General features: G+C 45.2%; 23 protein-coding genes and 1 other RNA gene. 16 read left to right on the top strand and 8 right to left on the bottom strand.

Annotated elements, in window-relative coordinates; all coding sequences use genetic code 11:
- Position 1: 1 nt before the first annotated feature.
- A complete protein-coding gene (locus NO352_RS14880; RefSeq protein ID WP_289356011.1) occupies positions 2-112 on the bottom strand; it encodes a YjcZ family sporulation protein in 111 nt (36 codons plus the stop codon).
- Between the two features lie 171 nt (positions 113-283).
- On the opposite strand from NO352_RS14880, the gene NO352_RS14875 reads away from it, so the two are divergent.
- From NO352_RS14875 to NO352_RS14865, 3 genes are all read left to right on the top strand, one after another.
- Complete coding sequence (locus tag NO352_RS14875; RefSeq protein WP_289356010.1) at positions 284-1,105, top strand: YesL family protein; 822 nt, start codon at positions 284-286, stop codon at positions 1,103-1,105.
- A 159-nt stretch (positions 1,106-1,264) separates the two neighbouring features.
- Positions 1,265-1,447: non-coding RNA, 6S RNA (ssrS, locus tag NO352_RS14870), on the top strand.
- A gap of 146 nt (positions 1,448-1,593) precedes the next feature.
- Positions 1,594-1,986 carry a DUF1499 domain-containing protein gene (locus NO352_RS14865; RefSeq protein ID WP_005546086.1) on the top strand — a complete coding sequence of 131 codons (393 nt, stop codon included), beginning with the start codon at positions 1,594-1,596 and terminating at the stop codon, positions 1,984-1,986.
- Positions 1,987-2,112: 126 nt separating this feature from the next.
- On the opposite strand, the gene tpx is transcribed toward NO352_RS14865, so the two are convergent.
- The gene (tpx, locus tag NO352_RS14860) at positions 2,113-2,631 is read right to left on the bottom strand and encodes a thiol peroxidase (protein ID WP_005546087.1); all 519 of its coding nucleotides are present in this window, start codon (positions 2,629-2,631) and stop codon (positions 2,113-2,115) included.
- A gap of 200 nt (positions 2,632-2,831) precedes the next feature.
- On the opposite strand from tpx, the gene NO352_RS14855 reads away from it, so the two are divergent.
- The gene (locus tag NO352_RS14855; RefSeq protein WP_289356009.1) at positions 2,832-3,425 is read left to right on the top strand and encodes a rhomboid family intramembrane serine protease; all 594 of its coding nucleotides are present in this window, start codon (positions 2,832-2,834) and stop codon (positions 3,423-3,425) included.
- Positions 3,426-3,533: 108 nt separating this feature from the next.
- On the top strand, positions 3,534-4,478 hold the full coding sequence (gltC, locus tag NO352_RS14850; RefSeq protein WP_005546090.1) for a glutamate biosynthesis transcriptional regulator GltC: 945 nt from the start codon (positions 3,534-3,536) through the stop codon (positions 4,476-4,478).
- 90 nt (positions 4,479-4,568) lie between these two features.
- On the opposite strand, the gene NO352_RS14845 is transcribed toward gltC, so the two are convergent.
- The 3 genes from NO352_RS14845 to NO352_RS14835 form a co-directional block, all read right to left on the bottom strand.
- Positions 4,569-5,255 (bottom strand): zinc metallopeptidase, encoded by a 687-nt coding sequence (locus NO352_RS14845; protein ID WP_005546092.1) that lies wholly within the window; start codon positions 5,253-5,255, stop codon positions 4,569-4,571.
- A 53-nt stretch (positions 5,256-5,308) separates the two neighbouring features.
- Positions 5,309-5,761: a helix-turn-helix domain-containing protein gene (locus NO352_RS14840; protein ID WP_005546094.1), complete on the bottom strand. Its 453-nt coding sequence runs from the start codon at positions 5,759-5,761 to the stop codon at positions 5,309-5,311.
- A 197-nt stretch (positions 5,762-5,958) separates the two neighbouring features.
- Complete coding sequence (locus tag NO352_RS14835) at positions 5,959-7,167, bottom strand: MFS transporter (RefSeq protein WP_289356008.1); 1,209 nt, start codon at positions 7,165-7,167, stop codon at positions 5,959-5,961.
- A 175-nt stretch (positions 7,168-7,342) separates the two neighbouring features.
- On the opposite strand from NO352_RS14835, the gene NO352_RS14830 reads away from it, so the two are divergent.
- Positions 7,343-7,894, top strand: a complete 552-nt coding sequence (locus tag NO352_RS14830) for a TlpA family protein disulfide reductase (RefSeq protein WP_268598828.1) — start codon at positions 7,343-7,345, stop codon at positions 7,892-7,894.
- Positions 7,895-7,973: 79 nt separating this feature from the next.
- On the opposite strand, the gene cimA is transcribed toward NO352_RS14830, so the two are convergent.
- Positions 7,974-9,587, bottom strand: coding sequence for a citramalate synthase (gene cimA / locus NO352_RS14825; protein WP_163977939.1), 1,614 nt, complete (start codon positions 9,585-9,587; stop codon positions 7,974-7,976).
- Between the two features lie 290 nt (positions 9,588-9,877).
- Here cimA and NO352_RS14820 point away from each other — a divergent pair, with 290 nt between their 5' ends.
- The 6 genes from NO352_RS14820 (at position 9,878) to NO352_RS14795 (ending at position 18,952) form a co-directional block, all read left to right on the top strand.
- Entirely contained in the window at positions 9,878-11,182 is a 1,305-nt protein-coding gene (locus NO352_RS14820; protein ID WP_289356007.1) for a DNA polymerase IV, read from the top strand.
- A 119-nt stretch (positions 11,183-11,301) separates the two neighbouring features.
- The gene (locus NO352_RS14815; RefSeq protein WP_005546103.1) at positions 11,302-11,535 is read left to right on the top strand and encodes a ferredoxin; all 234 of its coding nucleotides are present in this window, start codon (positions 11,302-11,304) and stop codon (positions 11,533-11,535) included.
- A 266-nt stretch (positions 11,536-11,801) separates the two neighbouring features.
- A complete protein-coding gene (locus NO352_RS14810) occupies positions 11,802-13,664 on the top strand; it encodes a CHASE2 domain-containing protein (RefSeq protein WP_005546105.1) in 1,863 nt (620 codons plus the stop codon).
- A gap of 82 nt (positions 13,665-13,746) precedes the next feature.
- On the top strand, positions 13,747-15,741 hold the full coding sequence (locus tag NO352_RS14805; RefSeq protein WP_268598825.1) for a FecR family protein: 1,995 nt from the start codon (positions 13,747-13,749) through the stop codon (positions 15,739-15,741).
- Positions 15,742-15,762: 21 nt separating this feature from the next.
- Positions 15,763-17,478: a stalk domain-containing protein gene (locus NO352_RS14800; protein WP_268598824.1), complete on the top strand. Its 1,716-nt coding sequence runs from the start codon at positions 15,763-15,765 to the stop codon at positions 17,476-17,478.
- A gap of 22 nt (positions 17,479-17,500) precedes the next feature.
- Positions 17,501-18,952: a L,D-transpeptidase gene (locus NO352_RS14795; protein WP_289356005.1), complete on the top strand. Its 1,452-nt coding sequence runs from the start codon at positions 17,501-17,503 to the stop codon at positions 18,950-18,952.
- Positions 18,953-19,036: 84 nt separating this feature from the next.
- Here the strand turns inward: NO352_RS14795 and NO352_RS14790 are convergent, their stop codons facing one another.
- Positions 19,037-19,174 carry a hypothetical protein gene (locus tag NO352_RS14790; protein ID WP_005546113.1) on the bottom strand — a complete coding sequence of 46 codons (138 nt, stop codon included), beginning with the start codon at positions 19,172-19,174 and terminating at the stop codon, positions 19,037-19,039.
- 277 nt (positions 19,175-19,451) lie between these two features.
- Between NO352_RS14790 and NO352_RS14785 the strand changes: the two genes are divergently transcribed.
- The 3 genes from NO352_RS14785 (at position 19,452) to NO352_RS14775 (ending at position 21,844) form a co-directional block, all read left to right on the top strand.
- The gene (locus tag NO352_RS14785) at positions 19,452-20,546 is read left to right on the top strand and encodes a quinone-dependent dihydroorotate dehydrogenase (RefSeq protein WP_005546114.1); all 1,095 of its coding nucleotides are present in this window, start codon (positions 19,452-19,454) and stop codon (positions 20,544-20,546) included.
- A gap of 69 nt (positions 20,547-20,615) precedes the next feature.
- Positions 20,616-21,425, top strand: coding sequence for a GTP diphosphokinase (yjbM, locus tag NO352_RS14780; RefSeq protein ID WP_005546116.1), 810 nt, complete (start codon positions 20,616-20,618; stop codon positions 21,423-21,425).
- Positions 21,422-21,844, top strand: a complete 423-nt coding sequence (locus NO352_RS14775) for a DUF309 domain-containing protein (RefSeq protein ID WP_005546118.1) — start codon at positions 21,422-21,424, stop codon at positions 21,842-21,844. Before yjbM ends, NO352_RS14775 begins: the two co-directional genes overlap by 4 nt.
- Before the next feature lie 93 nt (positions 21,845-21,937).
- Here NO352_RS14775 and NO352_RS14770 read toward each other — a convergent pair whose 3' ends face one another.
- Positions 21,938-22,327, bottom strand: a complete 390-nt coding sequence (locus tag NO352_RS14770) for a hypothetical protein (protein ID WP_005546119.1) — start codon at positions 22,325-22,327, stop codon at positions 21,938-21,940.
- A gap of 289 nt (positions 22,328-22,616) precedes the next feature.
- Here NO352_RS14770 and NO352_RS14765 point away from each other — a divergent pair, with 289 nt between their 5' ends.
- The gene (locus tag NO352_RS14765) at positions 22,617-23,963 is read left to right on the top strand and encodes a hemolysin family protein (protein ID WP_268598821.1); all 1,347 of its coding nucleotides are present in this window, start codon (positions 22,617-22,619) and stop codon (positions 23,961-23,963) included.
- The last annotated feature ends 49 nt before the right edge of the window (positions 23,964-24,012 follow it).

The following is a 24,012-nucleotide window of genomic DNA, read 5'->3' as shown; positions in this document are numbered from 1 at the left end:
GTTAGATCCAAGCACGACCAACAATAACTAACAAAATGAACAAGACAAGAATCACTCCTGTGGATGTAAATCCACATCCACCACAGCTACCTCCGAAACCTAATTGACCCATACGGGGACCTCCTTTAACGCTGCATTGTTTGGTGTTGTCACGTTAATATCCTATGCGAAAAACCTTATATCGCTGTGGACACCAACCTAATCTGCGCCAAAATAGGCACTGGCACTAAGGTAGCAATTTGTATTATAGTAGAAGAGACAGGATGATGAGGAGGAATGACCTTTGGAATTTCGAGGGATTATGGGCGGCTTTTATCGCATTTCAGAATGGATAATGCGTTTTTCGGTTACGAACATATTATGGATGATCTGTTCGTCACCTTTTTTTATCTTTTTATTCGTGAAATTACTAGTCGATCAACAGAACTTTGTAAATGAATCCATTACGATGAATTGGGCAATGGGACTTGTGGCACCGTTTACATTGTTCCCAGCGACAGCCGCGATGTTCTCCGTAACGCGAAAATGGATTATGGGGGATACAGATGTCAAACTGCTGCGCACATTCTTCAAATCCTACAAAGACAATTATAAGCAGGCGATGGTAGGTGGAATCTTTTACACGCTGCTGTTCGCCATTATGTATATCGACTACTACGTGTATATGACAGAATTGAAGTCGATGCAATTCATCGGATACGCGATGCTCGGCTTGCTGATTTTGTTGTTTGTTTCTTTGTTCAACTTTTTCTCTATGGTGGCTCATTTGCAAGCGAAGACAACACATATTATGAAGAACAGCGTACTGTTGACGATTTTTACTCCAGTTAGCAGTGTAGTTACAATTGTGTTAAGCTGCATTATCTTATACTTTAGCTTAACGAAGTGGCCGGTTCTATTGTTCTTCTTCTCAGGTTCATTAATCGCATACTTATCTTATTTCAATTTCAATAACGCATTCCAAAAAATTCAGGACAAGTACCAGCGTATGGTAGCCGCCCAAGAGGGTGACGGAGAAGAAGCAGAAGTCAAAGATAAAGTTGAAGCATCGGAATCTGGGAAATCGGGCGAACAACAATCGGAAGATAATTCCTTTACACGATAGCTCAATCAGACTTGCACTGCTTTAGGAAAATATGATATGATGTTGTTCCTAACAAATGAAGCGTAGTTAACGGTTGCGTATCGTAGCCTTTCATTTGACCATTATAAGTAGGCAATTTGCATGGTTTACTTTGCGTGAACAACACAGTATAATAAGCATTACATCCTGCGATGTACGTGTAGGCTTACGTTGTTTTGAACCAATGTTTGTTTCTAGGGAGTTCAACATCTAAGCATTGCTGGCAAGCCCTCTCCGAAGGGACGTCAAATGTGCTTATGCGGACACCCACCTGCGAGAGCGGGTTCAGAAGCATAGGAGCTGAACGGCATAGGCGGGTTTTCTTCTTAGCGAATCACCTTCTTTCATGAATGACTTCATGGGAGGAGGTGTTTTCTTTTTCTATGTAAATTCTCTTTCGTTCGATCACGAACAATGATACACTATAGATAAGTGAGCATCGGCTGTCTAGAAAAAGGAGGAACACACTCTTGTCACTGAAACGTGTACTGGTCGGTATCGTTCGCAGTTTTGAATCGAGCGGCGATCGTGCAAAGGACCCTAAATTGAAAACGCATTATTATCAAATGTCCCGAGAGAAAGCTTGGGGAGAAGTCACATCCACACTAAAGAAAATTCAAGGGTACAAAGTGCTGCATGAGGTGTCTTCTGTAGGCGAGATTACGCTAGAGAAGAGAACAATGACAGGACGGACGATGGATATAACCGTCTCCGTTATTAATGTAGGGCCAAATAAGACTGCAATCGATATCTATTCTGCTTCTCGTGGCGGACTTGGTGATTTTGGCGCGAACTACCGAGTTATTCTCGATCTGTATGCCATATTGGACAAGAAGTTGGCATCTTATAAAATGAATAGCTAACGAACTTGGAGCGAAGGTAGTAGCGGGTGCCGTGCGGAAATAGAATACTCGTTAATGAAATCAAGAAGCGAGAGAGGAGCCTTCACTCTTCTCTCGCTTTTACTCTAGTTGATTGGTATCGTGGTGTTACAGAAGCGCTTTTACAGCTGCCAATGCTTGCTCATAATTAGGGTGTTCTGTCATCTCGCTAACATATTCAACGTAACGAATCGTATTATCGGCATCTACTACGAAGATAGAGCGCATATCCAAATGCAATTCCTTAATAAGTACACCGTAAGATTTACCGAAGTTGTTGTCCTTATAGTCAGACAGCATCACGACATTGTCTACACCGGCTGCTCCGCACCAGCGAGCTTGTGCCATTGGAAGATCAACACTAACAGTAATCATTGCGGCTTGTTCGCCAAACTTGGAAGCTTCCTCGTTAAAGCGACGTGTTTGTGCATCGCATACACCAGTATCGATAGACGGAATAACACTGATCAGCTTTACTTTGCCAGCGAATTGTTCAAGTCCAACGACATCAACGAGCGATTTATTCAATTGAAATTCAGGCGCTTTATCGCCTACTTTAAGTTCGGGGCCGATCAATGTGATAGGATTTCCCTTTAATGTTGCCACACCTGTACGTTCTGCGGACATGGTTGGTAGCCTCCTTCTTACATATCATGCACATAATTGGTAAACCTATTGTCCATTATACGGTTTGCATATAAGGTTGTCCAATGTCGCTTCGTGATGAATTCACTTCATAATTGAGAATGATTTCAAGTATGCGATAATATGGGTACAAAACAGTACGCCTATGTATGTAAGCCAGCAGATGAAAGTGAGGAGACCTAATGATTTTTATTCGGTATGAAAATTGGCGTACCTATGTCAAAAGCTACCCCATAACCACATTGCTTATCATCGCTAATGTGATTATGTTTATCGTGTTGTTGATTAGCGGCGGTACGAATAGCGAAAATTTGTTTCGGCATGGAGCGATCTATAAGGAAACACCCTATATTCAGGAAACATGGCGCATGGCCTCTGCTATGTTCCTTCACGGTGGATTCGAGCATTTGCTATTTAATATGTTCGCCCTATTTGTGTTTGCACCACCACTTGAAAAGATGATGGGATCGTTCAAATATGCCGTCCTCTATATATGCAGCGGTTTGTTAGGGAATGCTGCTGCGCTGTGGCTGTCTGAATGGGGGACGCTTGCGGTTGGGGCTTCAGGTGCGATCTATGGCATATACGGTGCATATTTGTTTATTGCTATGTTCCGTCGCCAAACCCTTGATGAGGCATCCCGACGCACATTGTTAATTATATTAGGGATTGGTATTGTACAATCTTTCGTCATTCAAGGAATAAGCTGGAGCGCCCATTTAGGCGGGTTGGCTGCAGGATTTGCAGTATATGGTATATTACGGCTTATCCGTTGAATGATGCTTGCATATGATGATTAGGAAGTAAAATCAACCCTTTTTATAGAAGGGCATGATTGCAAGTGAAAATGAAATAGCATAATTGACAGAACGGAGCGAGAAGTCGTGGAACTTAGGCAATTGCACTACTTTGTGAAAGTAGCGCAAAAAGAGCATGTCACGCAAGCCGCTGAAGAATTGCATGTGGCGCAATCCGCCGTTAGCCGGCAAATTCATCAGTTGGAAGAAGAGCTTGGTGTTAAGTTATTCCTACAGAAGGGTCGGAACCTCCAGCTTACACCGGTAGGTCAGTTGTTCTGCAAGCGAGCGGAGGAGATTTTGAAGGATCTTGATCGTGCGATTCAAGAAGTACAAGAGTTTATGGATCCTGAGCTGGGGGAAGTTCGAATTGCGTTCCCTCACAGCCTAGGCGTGCATTTAATTCCGAGTATTGTAGCAGAATTCCGTAAGCGTCATCCGAATGTGAAATTTCGATTCAAGCAGGGCATGTATCCGTCGCTTATTCGGGATGTCATTTCCGGCGAAGTGGATCTTGCGTTCATTTCTCCATTCCCAAAGGAATGTGAGCATGTAACGGGGGAAATTGTACTGACCGAAGAATTATATGCAATTTTGCCTCCGCATCACCCGTTATCGACTGAAGAGGAGATCTCTTTGACTCAGTTGAAGGAGGATGCTTTTGTACTGTTTAGTCAAGGGTATTCCCTGCGGCCAATTGTATGGGATGCCTGTATCGAAGCTGGCTTTACACCGCGTATTGGCTTCGAAGGTGAGGAAACAGAAACAATAAGGGGACTTGTCGCTGCTGGCATGGGAGTAAGTTTGTTGCCTGATATGGCCCTCCAGCATACCTCAGAGCTGCAGCCTGCGCGAGTGCGGGTTGTGAACCCGGAAGTAACGAGGACAATCGGCATCATTTATCGTTCAGGTGAGAAATTACCGTTAGTTGCTCATACATTTCATGCATTTTTACTTCAATATTTTGCCCAGCACGATTTGCAGCAGCTTGCTAAGTCTACGAAGGCTTCATCTTCTGCTACCTTATCATGATTAAGTCTGTTACACAGAAGAACCCCATCCATGCGCGAAAGCATCGGAGTGGGGTTCTTTGAATTACGGTGCGTGAAAGCTAATTCATTTTTATTCGTTGCGATTATTTGTAAATATCATAATGTACTTCAAAAGCTCCAGCACAGAAATGGCTGCCGCTGCAACGTATGTTAATGCTGCTGCATTAAGTACTTTCGCTACACCGCGCTCTTCCTCATTCGTTACGTACCCTTCAGCAATCATCAGATCGCGTGCGCGTCTACTTGCATCGAACTCAACTGGCAAGGTAACAAGCTGGAACAATACGGCTGCAGAGAAGAAAATAATCCCTAACAGAATCAGGTTGCTCCATTGGAAAAGAAAGCCTGCAATCAACATGAATGGTGCGATACCGGACGAAAAGTTAACTATCGGAAACATGCGGTGGCGCAGAACGAGCATCGGATACGACTGCTGGTGCTGAATCGCATGGCCAATTTCATGGCAGGCAACTGAGATTGCTGAGATTGAATTTTCATAATAAACAGGCTCTGACAACCGTACGACACGGTTGATTGGATCGTAATGGTCGGTAAGCGCACCTTGAATCGGTTCGATTGGAACATCATGAAGGCCGTTTGCATCCAGCATTCGACGTGCTGCTTCATAGCCGGTCAAGCCACTCATAGCTCTTACTTGAGCAAATCGTTGGAAGGTTCCTTTAACACGGAACTGCGCCCAAATTGATAATCCAAAAGCGATTAGAATCAAGAAATCCATCGGGTGAAAAAATAGCATGTTCAAACCTCCCATTTAAACATCAAGAGTACGGTCTAGCGGCAATTGTTGTATTACATCATAAAGTGATTGTTGCCCTTATCGATTAAATTGAGCAATACCTCCACACAAGCTGCACTCTGAGCAGCAAGACGATTGAACAATGACTGTGCTTGTGTTGGTTTTAACTTATCCAGCATTGGACTAAGCTCTTTTGCTTCACGTTCTAGTTTTTGCAGATGAATTTGCAAATCAGTTAGTCGTTCTTCCAATTCACGCTCGGCAGTAACACTGTTCAATTGCGAGAAGTAAAGCTTGATTTCATCGAGACTATACTTTTCTTGTTTTAATTGATTAATACGTTCGATTCGTTCAATCGTTTCATGACTGTACAGACGATAGTTTGTATTTGTGCGCTTCACCGGTTCAATCAGGCCTATCGTCGTGTAATAGTCAATTGTTCGTTGACTTACATTCGCGGCGCGAGCCAGCTCTCCGATTCGTATTAACTTGTTAGTAGCCCCCATCGTCATCACCTCACTTATTCATCTATGATACTAGATAGCAAACCATACAGTCAAACGTTATGGTTCTGAATAATCAGTCCAAACATGACATTTATATGACTTTTACAACCTTTATGTATTAGGGGTTAAATGGATTAAAGGAGCGGACAATGATGCTGTCTGCTCCCAGGTCGGAAATAACTTGTATAGGATCTGTACTATTGCACCTTTGCATCTGGCTTAATGAACAGGCAGACGAGTATAAGCGCAATAATAGATAAAGCCGTCACACTAATAAAAATAATTTGATGTGACTTCTCCATCATCCAGGTGAACAGTGGCGGCCCAAGTGCAACTCCGAAGAAGCGCAGACTGCTGTACAAAGACGTTATCATTCCACGCTCTGCTTTTTCCACACTTCCCGTAATCATCGTATTAAGGCAAGGAAGAAGCATTCCCGTTCCGATGCTGCTAATCGTAATTAAGGCAATGAACCACACGATCTGCTTATGGAACATGATCGTAAGACCGAGTGATAGTGACATGCAGACAAGTCCGATTATCATCATTCGCCGAATGAGAATACCGTTTTTCTTAATTAAGCTACCTGTAATGAAGGCGGTGGTTACAATGCCAAGCAGCGGAATCGCGAGCACGAGACCTTTCACGACACCTTTAATGTAATATGGCTTTTCCTCTAATATATCGGATAAATAAATCAAAATGCCGAACAAAATGAATAAGGCGAGCGAGCCTGCAAAAAAAGCGGGTATTAGCCAACGCCCCATTTTTTTGAATATTTCGGCAACATTGTGCAAGTACGTTTTCAACGGAGTAGGCTCCTGCTTGCGTCGAGGTTCCTTGATTAGCCAAATAATCGCTACTAGCGACAAAGCGCAAAAGCAAGGAAAAGCGAAAAATGGGGCTGTCCATGTCCACAGCGCAAGCGCGGCTCCAAGGATTGGACTAATGACTTTGCCGGCTCCATTCGATGCTTCAATTAGTCCCATGGCTTGACTTTCTTCTGCATCCTTATATAAATCACCGACGAGAGCCATGGCAATTGGAGCAGTTCCTGCAGCACCTAAGCCTTGGATAGCCCGGGAGCTAATAAGCAGCGGGTACGAATTCCACAGTGCGCCCAGCCCGGTAAATACCCCGGCTGCTCCGTAAATAATAAGTCCCGGGATAATAATTTTTTTGCGCCCAAATCGGTCGGACAAATATCCTGCGACCGGGATAATAATGGCGGCAGATAGCGAGAACAAAGTAATAATGAGGCTCGTCTGAAGGGAAGTCAATCCAAGATGTCGCTTGACTTCGGGCAAAATCGGGACAAGCATGGAATTTCCCAGTACCATAACAAGGGGGACGGTTGCCAGAGCTGCATATTCAAGCCATAGTGGCCGAGATTGTTGTGATGACATACATTACCTTTCCTTCGTGTAGTCTTTGAGTCAGTTCGTCGTTACTGTACCCGCATAACTCGGTTGGCATACGTGAGCAGGTTAGGAAAGGTGATTGTCGGAAGGGAATCGTATTTTTACTGGAAAAAGGGTACAATATGAACACGGAACAAGATGCGAACAAGGAGAATATAGGATGAAAAAAAGTTTACTATTGCTTGTAGTGAGTGTGCTGCTCATTGGAATTGCGATATGGAACAATCAAGATAAGTCGACATCTACAGTCAGCAATAATGGAGCTCCGACCAAAATTGGCGGGCAGGTTGGGGACTTGGCGCCATCGATTTCATTGAATGTGCTAGGATCTGAGATGAAACCTATTACGGTAGGCGGGAAGCAAGACAAGCCGATCTTTGTTAACTTTTGGGCTTCCTGGTGTGATCCGTGCAAGGCTGAAGCGCCTGATTTAGTGAAGCTGCACGAGAAGTATAAGGATAAGCTGTTAATGGTATCGATTAATGTAACCGCTCACGATACAGAAGAAGGAGCCAAGGAATTCGTTGCGGCCTATGGTTTAACGAATCCGGTTCTTCTGGATAGTAGAGGGCAGGCGTTCAAAGCGTATAATGGAATTGGCTTCCCTACGAATGTACTGCTGGATAAGAACGGAGTAATTCGTCAGCGTTATGATGGTATCAGGCCACCTGCTGAATTAGAACAGGCCATTCAACAAGTCATTGCAGAATAACGAACTGAAGTAAATAGAGCCATGACCACTTATCAAGGAGGTCATGGCTCTATCTCTATGAAAGAATATTTGCATTACGTTAGTGATTGACGAGTCCAACCTGCTCTTTGCGCTCGGTGGACGTAGCCACCTTCTCTTGACCTATTAACGCGTAACGAATACTGTCGATAAGTGCTTCCCAACTGGCCTCAATAACGTTGCTGGAGACTCCGACTGTACTCCACGTATTGTTGGAGTCTGTTGATTCGATCAGCACTCGTACCTTGGCTGCTGTCGTATTGTTCTCATCGAGTACACGAACTTTATAATCGGTGAGATGCATGTCTGCGATAGAAGGGTAATGGCGACTAAGTGCTTTGCGCAGCGCACTGTCTAATGCGTTCACAGGGCCGTTGCCCTCAGCGGCCATATAAATGGACTCGTCATCTACTTGCAGCTTGACGATTGCTTCAGATACAACGGATTGCTGTGATGATTTTTCTACCAGTATTTTAAACGACTCAAATGTGAAAGGATCCTCGGCTTGCCCTGTAGCCTGACGCAATAAGAGCTCCAGTGAAGCGTCCGCGCCTTCGAATTGATAGCCCTGATGCTCAAGCTCCTTGATTCGATCCATAATTGCCCTCGTTTCAGGCTTCGTAGCATCAAGTTCGTACCCTAATTGCTGTGCCTTTGAAAGAACGTTGCTCTGGCCTGCTAATTCAGATACAAGTATTCGTTGTTTGTTGCCAACCAATTCAGGGACGATATGCTCATAGGTACGAGAATCCTTCATGATCGCAGAGACATGGATGCCTCCCTTATGTGCAAAGGCTGCGTTGCCTACATAAGGCTGATTGACAGGCATAGCTACGTTGGCGATCTCGCTTATATATCGAGCAGCCGGTGTTAGCGCTTGGAGCTGGCTATCTTCAACACAGGAGTATCCCATCTTCAATTGAAGTGTCGGAATGATGGAGCATAGATTGGCGTTGCCGCATCTTTCACCATATCCGTTGATTGTGCCTTGTACTTGTGTGACGCCTGCTTCTACCGCTGCAAGTGTATTCGCAACAGCGAGCTCACAATCGTTGTGTGTATGAATGCCAAGCTTCACTTGCACATGGTTGCGAACATCTCGAATGATGGTGCCGATTTCGTTAGGCAGTGTGCCTCCATTGGTATCGCACATGACGACCCAGTCAGCGCCGGCTTCTTGCGCCTTGCGCAGTACTGCAATCGCATATTCCGTGTTGTTTTTGTAGCCGTCAAAGAAATGCTCTGCGTCGAGCATCACCTCAAGTCCTGCTTGCTTCAGATAGGCGATAGAATCATAGATCATGGCTAAATTTTCATCTAGCGTCGTTTGTAGGGCGGTATGGACGTGGAAGTCCCATGACTTTCCTACAAGCGTTGCAGCAGGAACGTTCGCTTCAATAATGCGATTTAGGTTGGCGTCCTGTTCGGCGAGTGAATCTTTGCGTCGGGTACTGCCGAATGCCGTTAGTTTCGCATTCCATGAATAAGCAGCTACTCTTTTGAAAAATTCAATATCCTTGCCGTTGCTTCCCGGAATGCCGCCTTCAATGTATGTGACGCCAATCGCATCAAGTTTGCGCGCGATTTTGATTTTATCGTCCGCGGACAAGCTAATTCCTTCGCCTTGGGTGCCATCGCGAAGTGTTGTGTCAAAGATAGAGATGAATTTTGACATTCTAGGAACCTCCTTAAGTTATGCAAGGATGAATATGGAAATAACTATTTCCCTATTATAGCACTGCTTTCTTGCTTGTATAGTCGAAAATCATAATCGTATACTTGATTTTTTAGCAAAGGAAGTTGGTATTCATGCTTGCAACGGATTGTAGTAATCAGTAAGCTTATAAGAGAATAGAACAATTGTTCGAGATATATTGGTAATATATAGAAATAAAGGGATCGTTGTCTTGCGTAGTTAATTAGGCTGTATGAATACAATGAAGCTGTTAGGAAGGGGGCAGTATTATGAATGAGAACGAAACTTCGCGCAACTACATACAACAATATTATCCGACCAAGGGTCGAGTCATATTGCATCTCGACATGAATGCTTTTTATTGCTCTGTACATGCAGCAGAAGAACCTGAAAAATATCAAGGCCAGCCAACGGCGGTGGCTGGCAGCATGGAATTGCGCAAGGGTATCATTGTTACTTGTTCTTATGCTGCCCGCAAGCTTGGCATTCGCACAGGAATGCATGTGAAGGAGGCGATGCGGCTGTGTCCCCACTTGATTGTCATTCGGCCTGATTTTTATTTATATCGCAAATATTCAAGAGCCTTTATCGAAATCGCGCGCAGCTATACCCCGCTAGTTGAGGTCGTTTCGATCGATGAGTGTTACATGGATATTACAGGATCCAAAATATTTGGCACACCGCTCGACATTGCTAATGAACTGCAGACGAGGATTCGAGAGGAATTGAGCTTGCCTTGCTCAGTTGGCATAGCACCGAATAAGCTGCTTGCAAAAATGGCGTCTGATATGAAAAAGCCAAATGGGATTACCATCCTGCGAATTCGGGATATGTCGAAGCAATTGTGGCATAAACCGTGCGGCGAGTTGTTCGGGATTGGTCGCAAAACTGCTGATAAGCTGTCCCGCGCGGGAATACGCACTATTGGAGAACTGGCGCATACCGATGAAGGGCGGCTCGTGTCATTGTTCGGCATACAGGGGCATTGGATGAAGCAGGCAGCCAATGGCATCGACGATTCGCCAGTGAAAGCAGAGCGTGAACAGAACAAATCAATCGGCCATACGACGACCTTGCCGAAGGATGTGGAGTCGAAGGAAGAAGTAAGAAGAGTTTTGTTGAACTTGGCAGATCAGGTGGCGCGCCGGATACGAAAGCAAAAACTGATGGCACAAACTGTACAGCTTACTATTCGTACTCCGGATATGAAGACGATAACGCGGTCAAGCACACTCCAGGGACCCACAGACGATGCTGGATGCTTGTTGGATGAGGCCTGGAAGCTTTATGAGAAGCACTGGACGTCAGGCAGGCCGATTCGGCTTCTAGGGATTACGGGCCAAAATCTAGTAGCAAAGCAAGAAGCGGCCGTACAGTTGGATTTGTTTGATTTCGAGCGTCAGCCGAAGCGAGAGCAATTGATAGAGACGATGGATCGGATACGAGATAAATATGGAGAAAATGCGATTGTTACGTTAGGAATGCTTGGAGATGATCCTTCTACATTGCTTCGCAATCACCGTGTTCGGGGTACTTCCCTTCAAACTGATACACTGCATGGATCAGACGAGTAATTAATAATTTTCAAATCATTTAAAAAAGTTGGAAATCGTTTGAATTCCAAGCTTGTTTGTATTATATTGATAACGGAGGAACCAAGAAGATCTGTACGATTACAGGAGGGAACTGACCAATGGCAAAATATACTTGGGTTGATAAAGACACATGCATCGCTTGTGGAGCATGTGGCGCTACTGCACCTGACATTTATGACTACGATGATGAGGGTATCGCAGAAGTTATTTTTGAAGGTGACAACAACCAAGGGGTAACCGCTATCCCAGACGATCTGTTTGACGATCTGCAAGATGCTGCAGACGGCTGCCCAACAGATTCTATTAAGATTGCGGACGCACCATTTAACTAATCTACTGGAAGCATACTACACACATAGAGAGAGAAATACCTACACGATCCCCGCGCCTCCCGCGGGGATTTTATTATATCTGCTCACCTCAACTAATTACTGCATCAAAGCAACAATTCGCAAAATTCGACAAAATTCAGCTTGAAATAACCAATATCATCGTATACGCTCATACAATATGATAGATTAAATATAGCAGAATATATCATTCTTGATTGTAGCAATAAAATGGTTCATGCTGCCAAGGTGAAGTAGGTGATTTCGAGATGAGAAAATTCGTTGTCCCGGCATTGATCGTATCGCTGCTGACCATGATTATGGTATATGTGTACACTCATGGAGCTGGTGGCGTGTTTCATATGGCGGAGCAGGCATTTCGTGATGCTTTGCGAACGAAGAGTATTGAACAGCGGCAGCCCGATGATCGAATCAAGATGATAGCGATTGACGAGCCTTCATTAGCACAGCTCGGCTCTTTTCCATGGTCTCGCTCCTATTATGCCGAATTAAGTGCAAGGTTGATGCATGCCGGTGCCCGGGCGGTCGTCATCGATTTACTGATGCTTGATCCCTCTATGCATGAAGAGGAGGACGAACGCTTATCTGAACAATTGAGTACATACCCGTCAATATACTTGCCGGTGCAGGTTTCACTTCTTCCTTTACAAGAGAATGCCCATTCTCTCGAAGCGTCTGGTGTTGAGCGGCCTCCATCTTCCATTCGAGTTGCTGATAGTCAACTCGGACATGTGAATGTAATTCCAGACGGTGACGGCGTTATTCGAAAAATTAGTTTAGGCATTCCGGATGAACATGGAAAGATGATTCCTTCTATAGATGTTCTAGCCGCGAATCAGTTATTGCCAGAAGATAAGCAAATTCGGTGGGATGGGTTAAGCGGCCGTTGGTATCGGGGGGAGAAGGTGATTCCGACAGAGAATCGGGATCAAGTCGCATTCGATTATTTCTCTTCCATTTATGGCGATAGCACGGACAATCTGTACGGCTATGATCGTCAGTCGTTTGCAGATGTATGGAATGGTACTGTTGATCCTTCCTATTACAAGAACTCCGTCGTCTTAATAGGCCCCTATGCAGCCTCATTAAGCGACCGGCACATGACGCCGCTTAGTCGATCAATGACACTTTATGGCGTGGAGATTCACGCGAATATGGTTCAATCGCTAGTGGAAGGTCGCTTTTATAAGGAAGCTCCGTTTTTTTGGAATGTGATTGCATTACTTCTAGGAATTAGCATTGTAGGTTGGAGCGCATCGCGAATTCGAGGCGTTCAAGGTGTTGCTGCAGCAATAGGTATCGTCTTTGTATTTACAATCGTATGGATTGGTATTTACGAGAGTGGCTCTGTCTTCATTCCCTACTTTACTGAGCTTTGCGGAATGGGGGCTTCTTTTGTTCTCATCGTTGCCTATAGGGGCCGAGAAGAACGTAGAGCAAGACAGCATGTTGAAGATTTATTTGGCAGGTATGTATCACCTGCGGTTGTGATGAAGCTGCTGGAATCACAAGCACCTGTTAAGGCAGGAGGAGTACGTACTGACATTTCGGTTATGTTCATTGATGTAAGAGGATTTACTCCATTGTCTGAAAGGCTCGCTCCTGAAGTAACGATCCAACTTCTGAATCAATACTTGCATTTGTGTGCAAACACGATATTTAAGCATAATGGAACCTTGGATAAATTTATGGGCGATGGCGTCATGGCAATCTTTGGAGCGCCGCAGCATCTTGATAATCATGCTGAACACGCAGTACGAGCCGCATTAGAGCTTCAACGCTGTGCTGAGCAATTGCGTACTCAATTATTGCAGGAAATTGAGCTGAGTGACCGATTTGGAATTGGTATCGGTATTCAGAGTGGGGAAGCGATAGTTGGAAATGTCGGTTCTGAGCAACTGCGCTTGGACTATACGGCCATCGGAGATACCGTCAATGTCGCTTCGCGATTGGAATCACGAGCCTTGCCGGGGCAAATTGTTGTTGGAAAGGAAACCTATTTGAGAATTTGCAATCGTTTTGAAGTGACAAGTATTGGAGCACTTCAATTAAAAGGGAAATCGGAACAAGTATTAGCTTATGAAGTTCGTGCTGAGCGGGAAGGAAACTGAGTTGGATAGATTCGCCAACATGTTCATGATAGCGGTTCTAGAAATGAATCTTATGTCTGAGAAATGAGGAGAGCATGGAAGAATGCGAAAGAAACGCTTGTTGCAAAGCAGTCTCGCCTTTATGGTGGTGTTTTTTACACTGTTTGGAGCTGGATCATGGGGAACTGCATATGGTGCAGAGGGTGCAGCCAAAGCCGTACGAGTGGGTATTGTGAAGGAATGGAAAGGCAGTGTGTCGGTTACCAAGGCCGGAGGAGATAAGCCGATTCAAGTATTTAAAAAAATGAGTATTAATCAAGGAGATCGCCTTCGTACCGGAGATAAATCCCGAATTGTCATTCAATTGGTCGGGGGAGATAAAGAGGATGAACTGACGATTGGCGCAGATGCAGATGTTAGCTTTACCGAGTTAAAAAAGGACGGCGGTGTGAAGACTCGCATCGGTGTATGGGCAGGTTCCGTCTTTACCAAGGTAAAGTCTATTGCAGGAATCGATGATCGATTTGTGCTGGAGACGCCAACAACGGTTATGGCGGTTCGCGGCACGCAATTCGGGGTCAAGGTCTATCCCTTAAATGGACTGACACAGTTGTATGTTACAGCGGGGATTGTAAGAACGGAATTCCCAATCAAGGTCAGCAGCAGTTCTGATTTATCAGGCAGCCAGCCGCAAAAAAAGGATACATCATTCGGTAAAAGTAAGGTCGTGACAATCGGCCATCAAGATGTATTTCCTGCACAAACGGCTGCGTTTACTTTATCAGGGTTAGGAACTGACTATAAATATGGGTATGCGGATGCAGGGACACTGCTTACACAATGGGATATGGCAGTTGTGAAAGCCATGATTGCTGGTGCGGCAGATGCAGAAGAGGAGAATAAGACGACCATGAAACAGTGGTCAGAGGGAAAATGTGAAGGAGCCAGTCTACAGTTGCGTGCATGTGAGGTTCTTCAATCTTATGGGATGCTGCAGGGGAAATTTGGCGGGATACTGCGCGGAGGCTCTGATCAACTTATCGAGAATATTGCGAATAGCGGCAAGGCGGAACCACTTGAGAAACGGGTCGCTCATAATATGAGCAGCTTCATTGCTTATGTGGTTCGAACTGCTGTAGAGTATGGAAAGCTGACAGAGCAGGAAGCGAACCTGAGCGGGTTACCATGGAAAACAGCAACGTTATTATTGACAAAGGAAGAATCTCAGCAGCAGACCTTCATACATAAGCATGTAGAGGAACAGGCGGGGTTGGGAGAGCTAGAAGCAAATGATGGGCTGAAAAAGGAAGGAGCCCTTGAGCAGCAGCGAAAGGCTGCGGAGCTTCAAGAACAGGGACAAGTAGAGAAGAATTATGAGGCCTCACTGAGCTCGGAACTTATGAAGCAGCAATTTATAGAAAATTTAAAAAAAGCTCAACTGGAAGTATGTGAAAATGCATACGAAAATCGAGTATGTCAGGAATCTAACAAAGATAAGGATTTTCAAGGCGGAGCGGTCAATCCGAGTTCCCCTGATCCAAGTCGTCCGGATCCAGAGAAACCAGATCCAAAGCCAGATCCGAAACCGGATCCAAAGCCGGATCCAAAGCCACAAGAACACGTTCTTGAACTGGCCGCTGATAAGGATGAAGTCAAGTCAGGTGATCAATTCATTGTGACGGCGATACTGAAGCGCCTAACCGCCCCTGTAAACGCAGCTTCATTGCAGTTCACCATTGAGATAGAAAAGGGAGCTGAACTAGACACAGGGGAATTGCAAGCAAATAAAGAGAAATATCGAGATGGCGGTGGCAAATTTCAAATTGCACACCAACCTGGAGATTATGCAAAGAGCAATAGTGTCGATTCCGTGGTGACCGCAACCCAGTCATTAATCACATATCGCATTATGATGACTACATCTGGATATGTAGCACTCAACAGCGACGATACGCTCGTCAAGCTGCCGTTTAAAACAAATGGAAGCAATAATCCAGTGTCATTAAAATTGACGAATGTTCGTTTTTATGATGAAAAAGGTTTGCTGCTGCAAGTTAATACGATGGAGAAACCGCTCGAAATCAAGCTTATTCCGTAACGGTTGAAGGAGATATTGGAAATGAAAGTCGGACAAATCACGGGAAAAATGCATCTTGTCATCGTCTTCATATTAATAGCTGGTACTGCAGCGATGGCATCCTCTGTTGAGGTATATGCAGCAGCCCCATCGTTGAACAAGAAGTCTGAACAGGCTCAAGCCTTTGAACACTTTACTTCCCCTGCAATCGAGATGACTGCCTGGAAGGCCGCATCACATTGGTATGAAACGGTGCACCTATCTGGCAAAGCAATGGCTAATAAGCAAGTGGAGCGCCTGCAATTCCCCACAGGAATTGCAGCAGGGGAAAATGAATCGATTATTGTTACCGATACGCGTAATCATGTACTTCGTCGCTTGGATGCTGAGGGACGCATAACGGCAACTATAGGAATGATCAATAAGCAGGGCTGGGAGGATGGAGAGCAGGCTCAGGTACAATTCGATCAGCCGACAGGACTTGCAGCAGATAAAAAAGGAAATCTATACGTGGCGGATGCAGGAAACCATGTCATTCGTAAAATAGATGGGGCTGGAAAAGTGACCACAGTAGCCGGCGATGGTATTCCTGGCTGGAAAGATGGTGCAGCAGGGACAGCGCGCTTCCATACGCCGCGAGCCATAGCCGTAGCGGATGATGGAGCGATATATGTTGCCGATTCATTGAATCACGTTATTCGACGAATTGATGCAATGGGGATGGTCACTACATTAACTGCCCGTTCTTCCCGTATCGTGGAATATTCACCGGGGTCAGTAACAGGAGCAGGTGATTTTAAAGACGGCAACCTGACAGAAGCGATGTTCAATGAACCAAGCGGGATTGCCTTGATGAATGATGGCAAACTAGCTGTCGCAGATACGGGCAACCAGCGTATTCGTCTCATTGATTTGAAACAGGGAAGTGTATCAACGATTGCAGGGAGCAGTTCTACTGCCGGGTATACCTTACCAGGTGTCCAGCGAGTACTGTATGCGCCAGGAGGATATCGCGATGGCGCTGCTTCGAATTCGATATTCAATAGCCCTACAGGAATTGCAATTACGAATGAAAATGGGATTGTAGTCGCAGACAGATGGAATCATGTTGTCCGATATATATATAAGGGAGAGGTTGTTACACTAAGCGGACAAGCTGGCAAAAGCGGTGATTTGGACGGAATTACTTCTTATGCTAAGCTGCATGAGCCGACAGCCGTTGCTGTGCTCGCGAATGGGTCAATAGCGGTGGCAGAAGGATTTAATAATGCAATCCGACTTATTCGCCGTTATGAGCTTCCTGAATGCGTTATGGGACCTTTGGATCAATCGCGCGCATCTCAGGTTCAGTTAGTATACAATCGTATGCCTTTGTATACGGATACGGCGCCGATTATTCAGGGCGACAGAACCTTTTTGCCATTAAGGGTTCTGGCAGAAACCTTGGGTTATAAGACGGAGTGGCGAGCAGGTAAGCGAGTGGTTCTTCAACTTGGGGAGAGCAGCATCGAACTGCGTCCAGGAAGCAACCAAGTGAATGTGGAAGATAACGGTACATCATCTGTATTGAAGCTTCCTACAGCTCCCTTCATACAGAACGGCAGAATATTAGTGCCTGTCCGCTTTGTGGCTGAACAATTCGGCTTCGATGTCCAGTGGGTTGCACAAGCAAGGGCAGTCGTAGTAAGAGACCGAATTTTCCTGCGCTATGCGGCAACGGGAACGTGCTTCCCGCCTCAGCGAATAACAGCTAAATAATGTGCCGGAGGGAGGAATGTAATTGACTTCTTCATCGGATGGAAAACATCCACTCGGATCGAAGAAAGACCAAGCATATATAAAGGAGTATATTGAGTCGCATCCGGATAATCGGATGGCCTGGTATCTGCTAGGCAAGCAATATGAGCGAAATGGTGAGCAAGGCAAGGCGAATTATTGCTTCAAGGAAGCAGGGGACATCTATCATGCCTTTGAGAATGTGCCTCGTCTATCTGAGGAGATTGAGGAATTGGCAGAGAACACCGAGCGGCAGCAAGCAGCATCACACATCTCCCGAAATGGGAAGAAGCGAATTGGCATTGCTATTCTGCTCTTTCTGCTGCTCGGCTCGATAGCTGGTGAAGTGAAAGCTCCTTCTCGAATGTATCCTGCTTCTGTTGAGAGTGAGGCTGGGGAAGCAAAAGACGATGCGATTTCTAAAAAAACGGATGTGCATCTACCGAATGGTGCTTTATCGATTCCATCTCAAGCTGGCATACTCGTTCCGGAACAAGACGATGCTGCATTCGGCCATGCGTTGAAGGATGCCAAACACATTGCCTCCAAAGTGAATCATGTTCACTATCTGCTTCATATTCGCACTCATCAGCAATGGTGGATGTGGAAGGCTCCACTGCGTCCCGACTACCGGCTGTCTGCAGATTCAAACGGGCAAAACATCGTTGTGACTCCGCTGCAAGGCAAGCAGTGCAAGTGTGACGCTGACCGTGTACAGGCAAGTTCATTTGTACAGCAATGGATGCCAAGAAGTGTGGAGCGGCTGGTAGCCAAGTCTGCACTTACGGCTGTATTGCAAATGAATGATCAAGCGCCTAAGCAATGGTCGAAACTAGCAAGCAAATACCCGAACAATGTAGTGTCAGGCATTACTCCTCAAATCGCCCAAACCTATGACGAGATAGCTGCATCGTATATGTCTCATATGAAAAAGGCGAAGCAGATAGCCCCTAAGAAGGCGAAGCAGCAGGCACTTCAAAATATATGGAGCGATGAATCAGATCCGTTCAGGGAGCCAATGCGTATTTTGGTCGATAGGAAGCATCATCGACTTGCGGTCGTAAGTGGTAAAATTATGCTGAGAAATTACAAAGTTGGTCTTGGTGGCAAACGAACTCCATTGGGCTCGTTTCGAATTACCGAAAAGGTAGTGGATCCGAACGGGTCGTCAATTGGCGACTTTGGCAGTCGGGGGATGACTTTGTCAGATACGTTGTATGCCATTCATGGCACGAATGAGCCGGATAGCATTGGATTGGATAAGTCGCTTGGCTGTGTACGGATGTCGAAGGAAGATGTTGAGGAATTGTTCGATATGGTGCCGATCGGAACAGAAGTCGTGATAGGTTCTGATATATTGCCAGAGGAGCTGCTTGTGCCGGATAAGGACAGCCGCTATCGACTTAACTTGAGCCCGAAGCAGGACAATCCGAACAAGAGATATCGCTGGCTGTAAATATGATGCTCTTATCAAGAAGAAGAGCCGGAATTCTCAAGTGCGACTTGAGTTCTGGCTCTTCTTCGTAAATAATGGGAAATGCTATCCATTTACAATAAGCAGTGTAGATACGATTATGACAAATAGCAAGAGAACCCCTCCGACCCATAAGATCGCCTTTTTGTTCACTTCTTCTGCATGCTTAGCCGGTATTGTTGGGGATTTGCGTTTCACTGCCATAGGTCATCACCTTTCTTTATAAATCTTCTATAAAACCTCTATATGCCTATTGTAATCGTTTTCTAAATGTTTGACCAGTCAGGGTTGGATGACATATGCACTTTTCTTTTGTGCTAGAAACCTTTAAACTATGACATGGAGCCTTTTTTATGCCCGCCAAGGATGTTACATAGTATATTGTTAGGATTTAAGTATAAGTCTTGCGCGGTACGGTAACTATACGATGTTGTCAGTAATCATGGCTTACATGTATGGCACAATGAACGGAGTGGAACCTTTGTTATATCGCAACATAGCTAAACCGATATTTTTCAAATTAGATCCTGAAAAAGCGCATCACCTCGTTATAGGTGGCATGGCGCAAGCAGCGAAGGTGCCCGGTGCGCTTGCCATGATGCGTGGAATGTATGGAGTCAAGGCAGATCCCGCCATGACGACTTCACTGTTCGGTCTCACATTCCATAGTCCGATTGGACTTGCGGCAGGACTAGATAAAAATGCGGAGGCCGTCCGCGGATTCTCTTCCATTGGCTTCGGATTTATGGAAGTGGGTACTGTCACGCCCAAAGGACAGCCTGGCAATGATAAGCCGCGCATGTTCCGGCTTCCTCCAGACGAAGCGTTAATCAATCGAATGGGCTTCAATAATGAAGGAACGGAAGCTATGCACGAGCGATTGACAGCGATTAAGGAGCGACCAATTCCGGTATGGGTCAATATCGGTAAAAATAAAGCTACCCCGAATGATAAGGCGTATGAAGACTACTTGAAATGCATACAAACGATGTATGATGTGGCAGATCTGTTCGTAGTCAATATCAGTTCACCAAATACGCCCAATCTGCGGAATTTACAGCATGGTGACGAGTTGAGGGCACTATTGAACTTAGTCGTAGATGAAATGAATCGCCAAAATGCGGCTCATGGCCAAAATAAATCTATTCTCGTCAAAATCGCTCCGGATGTATCGGACAGCGAATTGGAAAGCATGACCGAGACGATTGTACAGAGTGGAGTATCGGGGATCATTGCTACAAATACTACGCTGTCTCGCATGGGAGCAACCCATGTCCATCGGTTGGAAAATGGGGGATTAAGTGGAAAGCCGCTGACAGAACGCTCGACTGAAGTCGTGTCGCAAGTATATCGTATGACCAAAGGGGCTATCCCAATTGTTGGGTCGGGTGGCATATTCACTGCAGAAGATGCGTATCAAAAAATTCGTGCCGGTGCGAGTCTGGTCGAAATATATACGGGTCTCATTTATAAGGGGCCTGGAATTAACCGTGAGCTGGCTTCAGGCTTGAAGCGACTAATGAAGCAGGATGGATTCAAGCATATTTCAGAAGCTATTGGGGCTGATCATCGATAAGAAATGGTCGTATCGTGATACACCACAGGTTCACTGAACGAATGGTTGGAATGGACAGGAGGCATACAAATGGACGGAAGAGATTGGGGAAATTTTTTGCTGCCTTATGCACAGGCCGTCGAAGAGCTGAAGGTCAAGTTCAAAACGTTGCGAACTGAATTGAAGAAGCGAGAAGAATATTCACCTATCGAGTTTGTAACGGGCCGGGTGAAGAGAATTTCCAGCATACTAGAAAAATCGAAGCGCCTTGAGGTGCCCCTTGATCAACTGGAGCGGGGAATTGAGGATATCGCAGGCATTCGGATTATGTGCCAATTCGTCGATGATATTCATCGAGTGGCAGACTTAATTCGCAATCGCCAGGACATGAAGGTCGTATATGAGAAGGACTACATTACCAATTATAAGGAAAGCGGTTATCGCAGTTTCCATATGATTATCGAATATCCGGTTCAAACGGCGCTTGGCCAGAAAATGATTTTGGGAGAAATCCAAATTCGTACCCTGGCGATGAATTTTTGGGCGACGATTGAACATTCATTGAATTATAAATACAAGGACAGCCTTCCTGAGGAAGTTCGCCAGCGGCTGAAGACGGCAGCGGAAGCGGCATTTGTATTGGATAACGAAATGTCCAGCATCCGTCAGGAAATTCTCGTCGCACAACAGAGCTTCGAAGATAAGTCGAAGATTGTACAGAAATGCCTGTCCTTTATTCAAGAACTGTATTATTATCACCGTATTTCTGAAGCCATTCAATTCCAGAATCGCTTCAATGAAGTATGGGAGAAGGATGATATTACAGAACTGAAAAATTTAGAGGAAGAGATCACGAGGGAGCTGGAGAGTGCGAAGAAGAACGGGGACATTCAGCTATGAATGCTGAACAGGCTCTCCCTTATGATAGGCTGTATGTTCAGTTCATCAAGCTGTTCAATGAGGAGCGGGACTACTATCAATGTCATGATGTCATGGAAGAGTTATGGCTTGAGGAGGGGCGGAAGCCTCTTCTCCAAGGCCTGCTGCAAGTAGCGGTTGGACTGCATCATTTTCAGAACGGCAACCGTTCCGGAGCGGTCAAGCTTCTTGTGGCCGCGCTTCAAAAGCTGCACGCCTATCCTAATCTTGTGCTGGGGATTGACTTACATCAACTGCGCACCGATGCAGAAGAAGTGTTGGACGCCTTGCAGCAGCATGAGGATAATTTGCCGCCATTTCAAGACATTACGATTCGGATAGTCGATCAAGAACTTCATTTCCTTATTTCGAGCTGTGAGTTGCCATCCTTGCATGACTAAACATGTCATATTCGAATAAACGGAGATACAGAACACCATTTCATGACGAGGTCGGAAATGGTGTTCTGCTGTAATATCTACAGTTTTTACGAATTAGGCAATGACAAGGGTTCCGAGACTGTTAGTTGGAGCGATCACCAGAGTGTCACCCGGCAAAAACGTTCTTGTAAATGTCAATGTCAGTAAGAAGATACTGTTCAGTGTTCCAAACGGAACGCATTGTTTGCTATTAAAGAGAGTCAGGAAGTCTACATCAAGTGATATTACAGGCGGGCTCAATACCAATGTTTTTGATTCGAAAGTTGTCTGCACTTTCAATGAGGCGAGCTGTGGCGGGATGCCAAGGTTATTCTTAGTAGCAATGTGAAGGTCGCATAGACTTTGATTTATGCCATTTTGAAGCACAAGCTCAAACTTATTTCTACCTACGAGCAATTCAGACAAATTATCGAATATTAGTGTTCTATTAAACAAAATAGCCATCACTTCACCCCCAATCTTGCCGGTCTGCAAAATTATTATATGAGCGGTAGAATGAGGTGGCTTGTATGGTTACACCGGATGCGATGATTTCATACAAAATTGGTTCTACAGCGTATAGGAGAGCATGCGCTCGTGCAATGACGCGTGATGATGTTATTTTTCTGGAGGACTGGAATATCAATAACGATAGAAGTCATTTTCCGACTGTAGAGGCTTTTGTTTTCCTTTCCTGGAACCTGTATAATATGTGGAAATAAGCTTCATATTTTGTATCTAAAGGAGACGAATAATGGATTTACCCCCGAGTATCAGCTTCATTTTAGTAGCAATACTGATTATCCTTACCGGCTTTTTTGTAGCCACAGAGTTCGCAATCATTAAAATCCGCTCCAGCCGTGTTGATCAATTGGTTCTGGAAGGACGCAAAAATGCGCTTGCGGTGAAACAAGTGACGAGCAATCTTGATGGCTATTTGTCAGCGTGTCAATTAGGCATTACGATTACAGCGCTGGGACTTGGTTGGCTGGGAGAACCTTCGGTTGAGAAGGTGCTTCATCCCGTATTTGTATGGTTATCTGTTCCACAGCAGGCAGGGTCTATTCTTTCCTTTGTGATTGCATTTATCGTCATTACGTTCCTTCATGTGGTGGTAGGTGAGCTTGCCCCGAAGACACTGGCGATTCAGAAGTCGGAGAAGATCAGCTTGCTGTTTGCAAGACCGATTATCTGGTTTCACAAGGTGATGTATCCGTTCATCTGGTTGTTGAACAGCTCTGCAAATGGATTTATCCGCTTATTTGGATTGAAGCCTGCGAAAGAACAGGAAGAAGCTCATTCCGAGGAAGAGCTCCAAATTATTTTGAATGAGAGCTATGAAAGCGGTAAAATCAATAAAACCGAGTTTGGATATGTAAGCCGCATATTTGCATTTGACGAATTGCTGGCTAAGGAAATTATGGTGCCTCGAACCGATATGATCTGCTTGTCGGAAGACTTGCCTGTCGTAGAGAGCATCCCCGTAATGAAGCGAGAGCAGTATACCCGATATCCCATTATCCGTGGAAGCAAGGACTTTATTGTGGGCATGATCAACACAAAGCAGTTGTTCCTGCAGTATGATGAAGCGGCTGATAAGAAATTGTCTGACATCATGCTTCCTGTTCTTACCGTCTCTGAATCTACACCGATCAATCAACTCCTGAAGCGCATGCAGAAAGAAAGCACGCATATGGCGATCCTGATTGACGAGTATGGCGGAACATCAGGCATGATCACGATTGAAGATATATTGGAAGAAATCGTTGGCGACATACGCGATGAATTCGATAAGGAAGAGCGTCCTGAGATTGAACGAGTGAATGAGCACACCTTCATTTTCGATGGCAAGGTGCTGCTTACCGACGTGAATAACTTGCTCTCCACTGATCTTGAGCATGAAGATATCGATACAATCGGAGGATGGTTGTATGATCGAATGCCGGACTGCAAAAAGGGTTCTCAGTTGGAATGGAATGGCGTTCAATTCACCGTGCTTGAGCGGGAAAAACATCGAATTCGCAAAGTTCAGATTGCGACAGGTCAACCTGTTACGATGCTGGAGTTCGATGACATAGAAGCTGAGCAATCTTCGCTCTAATGTAAAAAGAAGCACCCTCAGAACCATTTAGGTTTTGCAGGGTGCTTCT

It is taken from the genome of Paenibacillus sp. S-12 (assembly GCF_030363895.1).
Taxonomy (GTDB): Bacteria; Bacillota; Bacilli; order Paenibacillales; family Paenibacillaceae; genus Paenibacillus_B; species Paenibacillus_B alvei.
Note: the sequence above shows the minus strand (reverse complement) of the source record. Positions and strands in the feature narration are given on the sequence as shown.

Coding starts and splice junctions, on each gene's coding strand:
- NO352_RS14880 (WP_289356011.1), bottom strand. CDS start 112: ATGGGTCAATTAGGTTTCGGAGGTAGCTGTGGTGGATGTGGATTTACA.
- tpx (WP_005546087.1), bottom strand. CDS start 2,631: ATGTCCGCAGAACGTACAGGTGTGGCAACATTAAAGGGAAATCCTATC.
- NO352_RS14855 (WP_289356009.1), top strand. CDS start 2,832: ATGATTTTTATTCGGTATGAAAATTGGCGTACCTATGTCAAAAGCTAC.
- NO352_RS14845 (WP_005546092.1), bottom strand. CDS start 5,255: ATGCTATTTTTTCACCCGATGGATTTCTTGATTCTAATCGCTTTTGGA.
- NO352_RS14840 (WP_005546094.1), bottom strand. CDS start 5,761: ATGGGGGCTACTAACAAGTTAATACGAATCGGAGAGCTGGCTCGCGCC.
- NO352_RS14835 (WP_289356008.1), bottom strand. CDS start 7,167: ATGTCATCACAACAATCTCGGCCACTATGGCTTGAATATGCAGCTCTG.
- NO352_RS14830 (WP_268598828.1), top strand. CDS start 7,343: ATGAAAAAAAGTTTACTATTGCTTGTAGTGAGTGTGCTGCTCATTGGA.
- cimA (WP_163977939.1), bottom strand. CDS start 9,587: ATGTCAAAATTCATCTCTATCTTTGACACAACACTTCGCGATGGCACC.
- NO352_RS14820 (WP_289356007.1), top strand. CDS start 9,878: ATGAATGAGAACGAAACTTCGCGCAACTACATACAACAATATTATCCG.
- NO352_RS14815 (WP_005546103.1), top strand. CDS start 11,302: ATGGCAAAATATACTTGGGTTGATAAAGACACATGCATCGCTTGTGGA.
- NO352_RS14810 (WP_005546105.1), top strand. CDS start 11,802: ATGAGAAAATTCGTTGTCCCGGCATTGATCGTATCGCTGCTGACCATG.
- NO352_RS14805 (WP_268598825.1), top strand. CDS start 13,747: ATGCGAAAGAAACGCTTGTTGCAAAGCAGTCTCGCCTTTATGGTGGTG.
- NO352_RS14800 (WP_268598824.1), top strand. CDS start 15,763: ATGAAAGTCGGACAAATCACGGGAAAAATGCATCTTGTCATCGTCTTC.
- NO352_RS14790 (WP_005546113.1), bottom strand. CDS start 19,174: ATGGCAGTGAAACGCAAATCCCCAACAATACCGGCTAAGCATGCAGAA.
- yjbM (WP_005546116.1), top strand. CDS start 20,616: ATGGACGGAAGAGATTGGGGAAATTTTTTGCTGCCTTATGCACAGGCC.
- NO352_RS14775 (WP_005546118.1), top strand. CDS start 21,422: ATGAATGCTGAACAGGCTCTCCCTTATGATAGGCTGTATGTTCAGTTC.
- NO352_RS14770 (WP_005546119.1), bottom strand. CDS start 22,327: ATGGCTATTTTGTTTAATAGAACACTAATATTCGATAATTTGTCTGAA.
- NO352_RS14765 (WP_268598821.1), top strand. CDS start 22,617: ATGGATTTACCCCCGAGTATCAGCTTCATTTTAGTAGCAATACTGATT.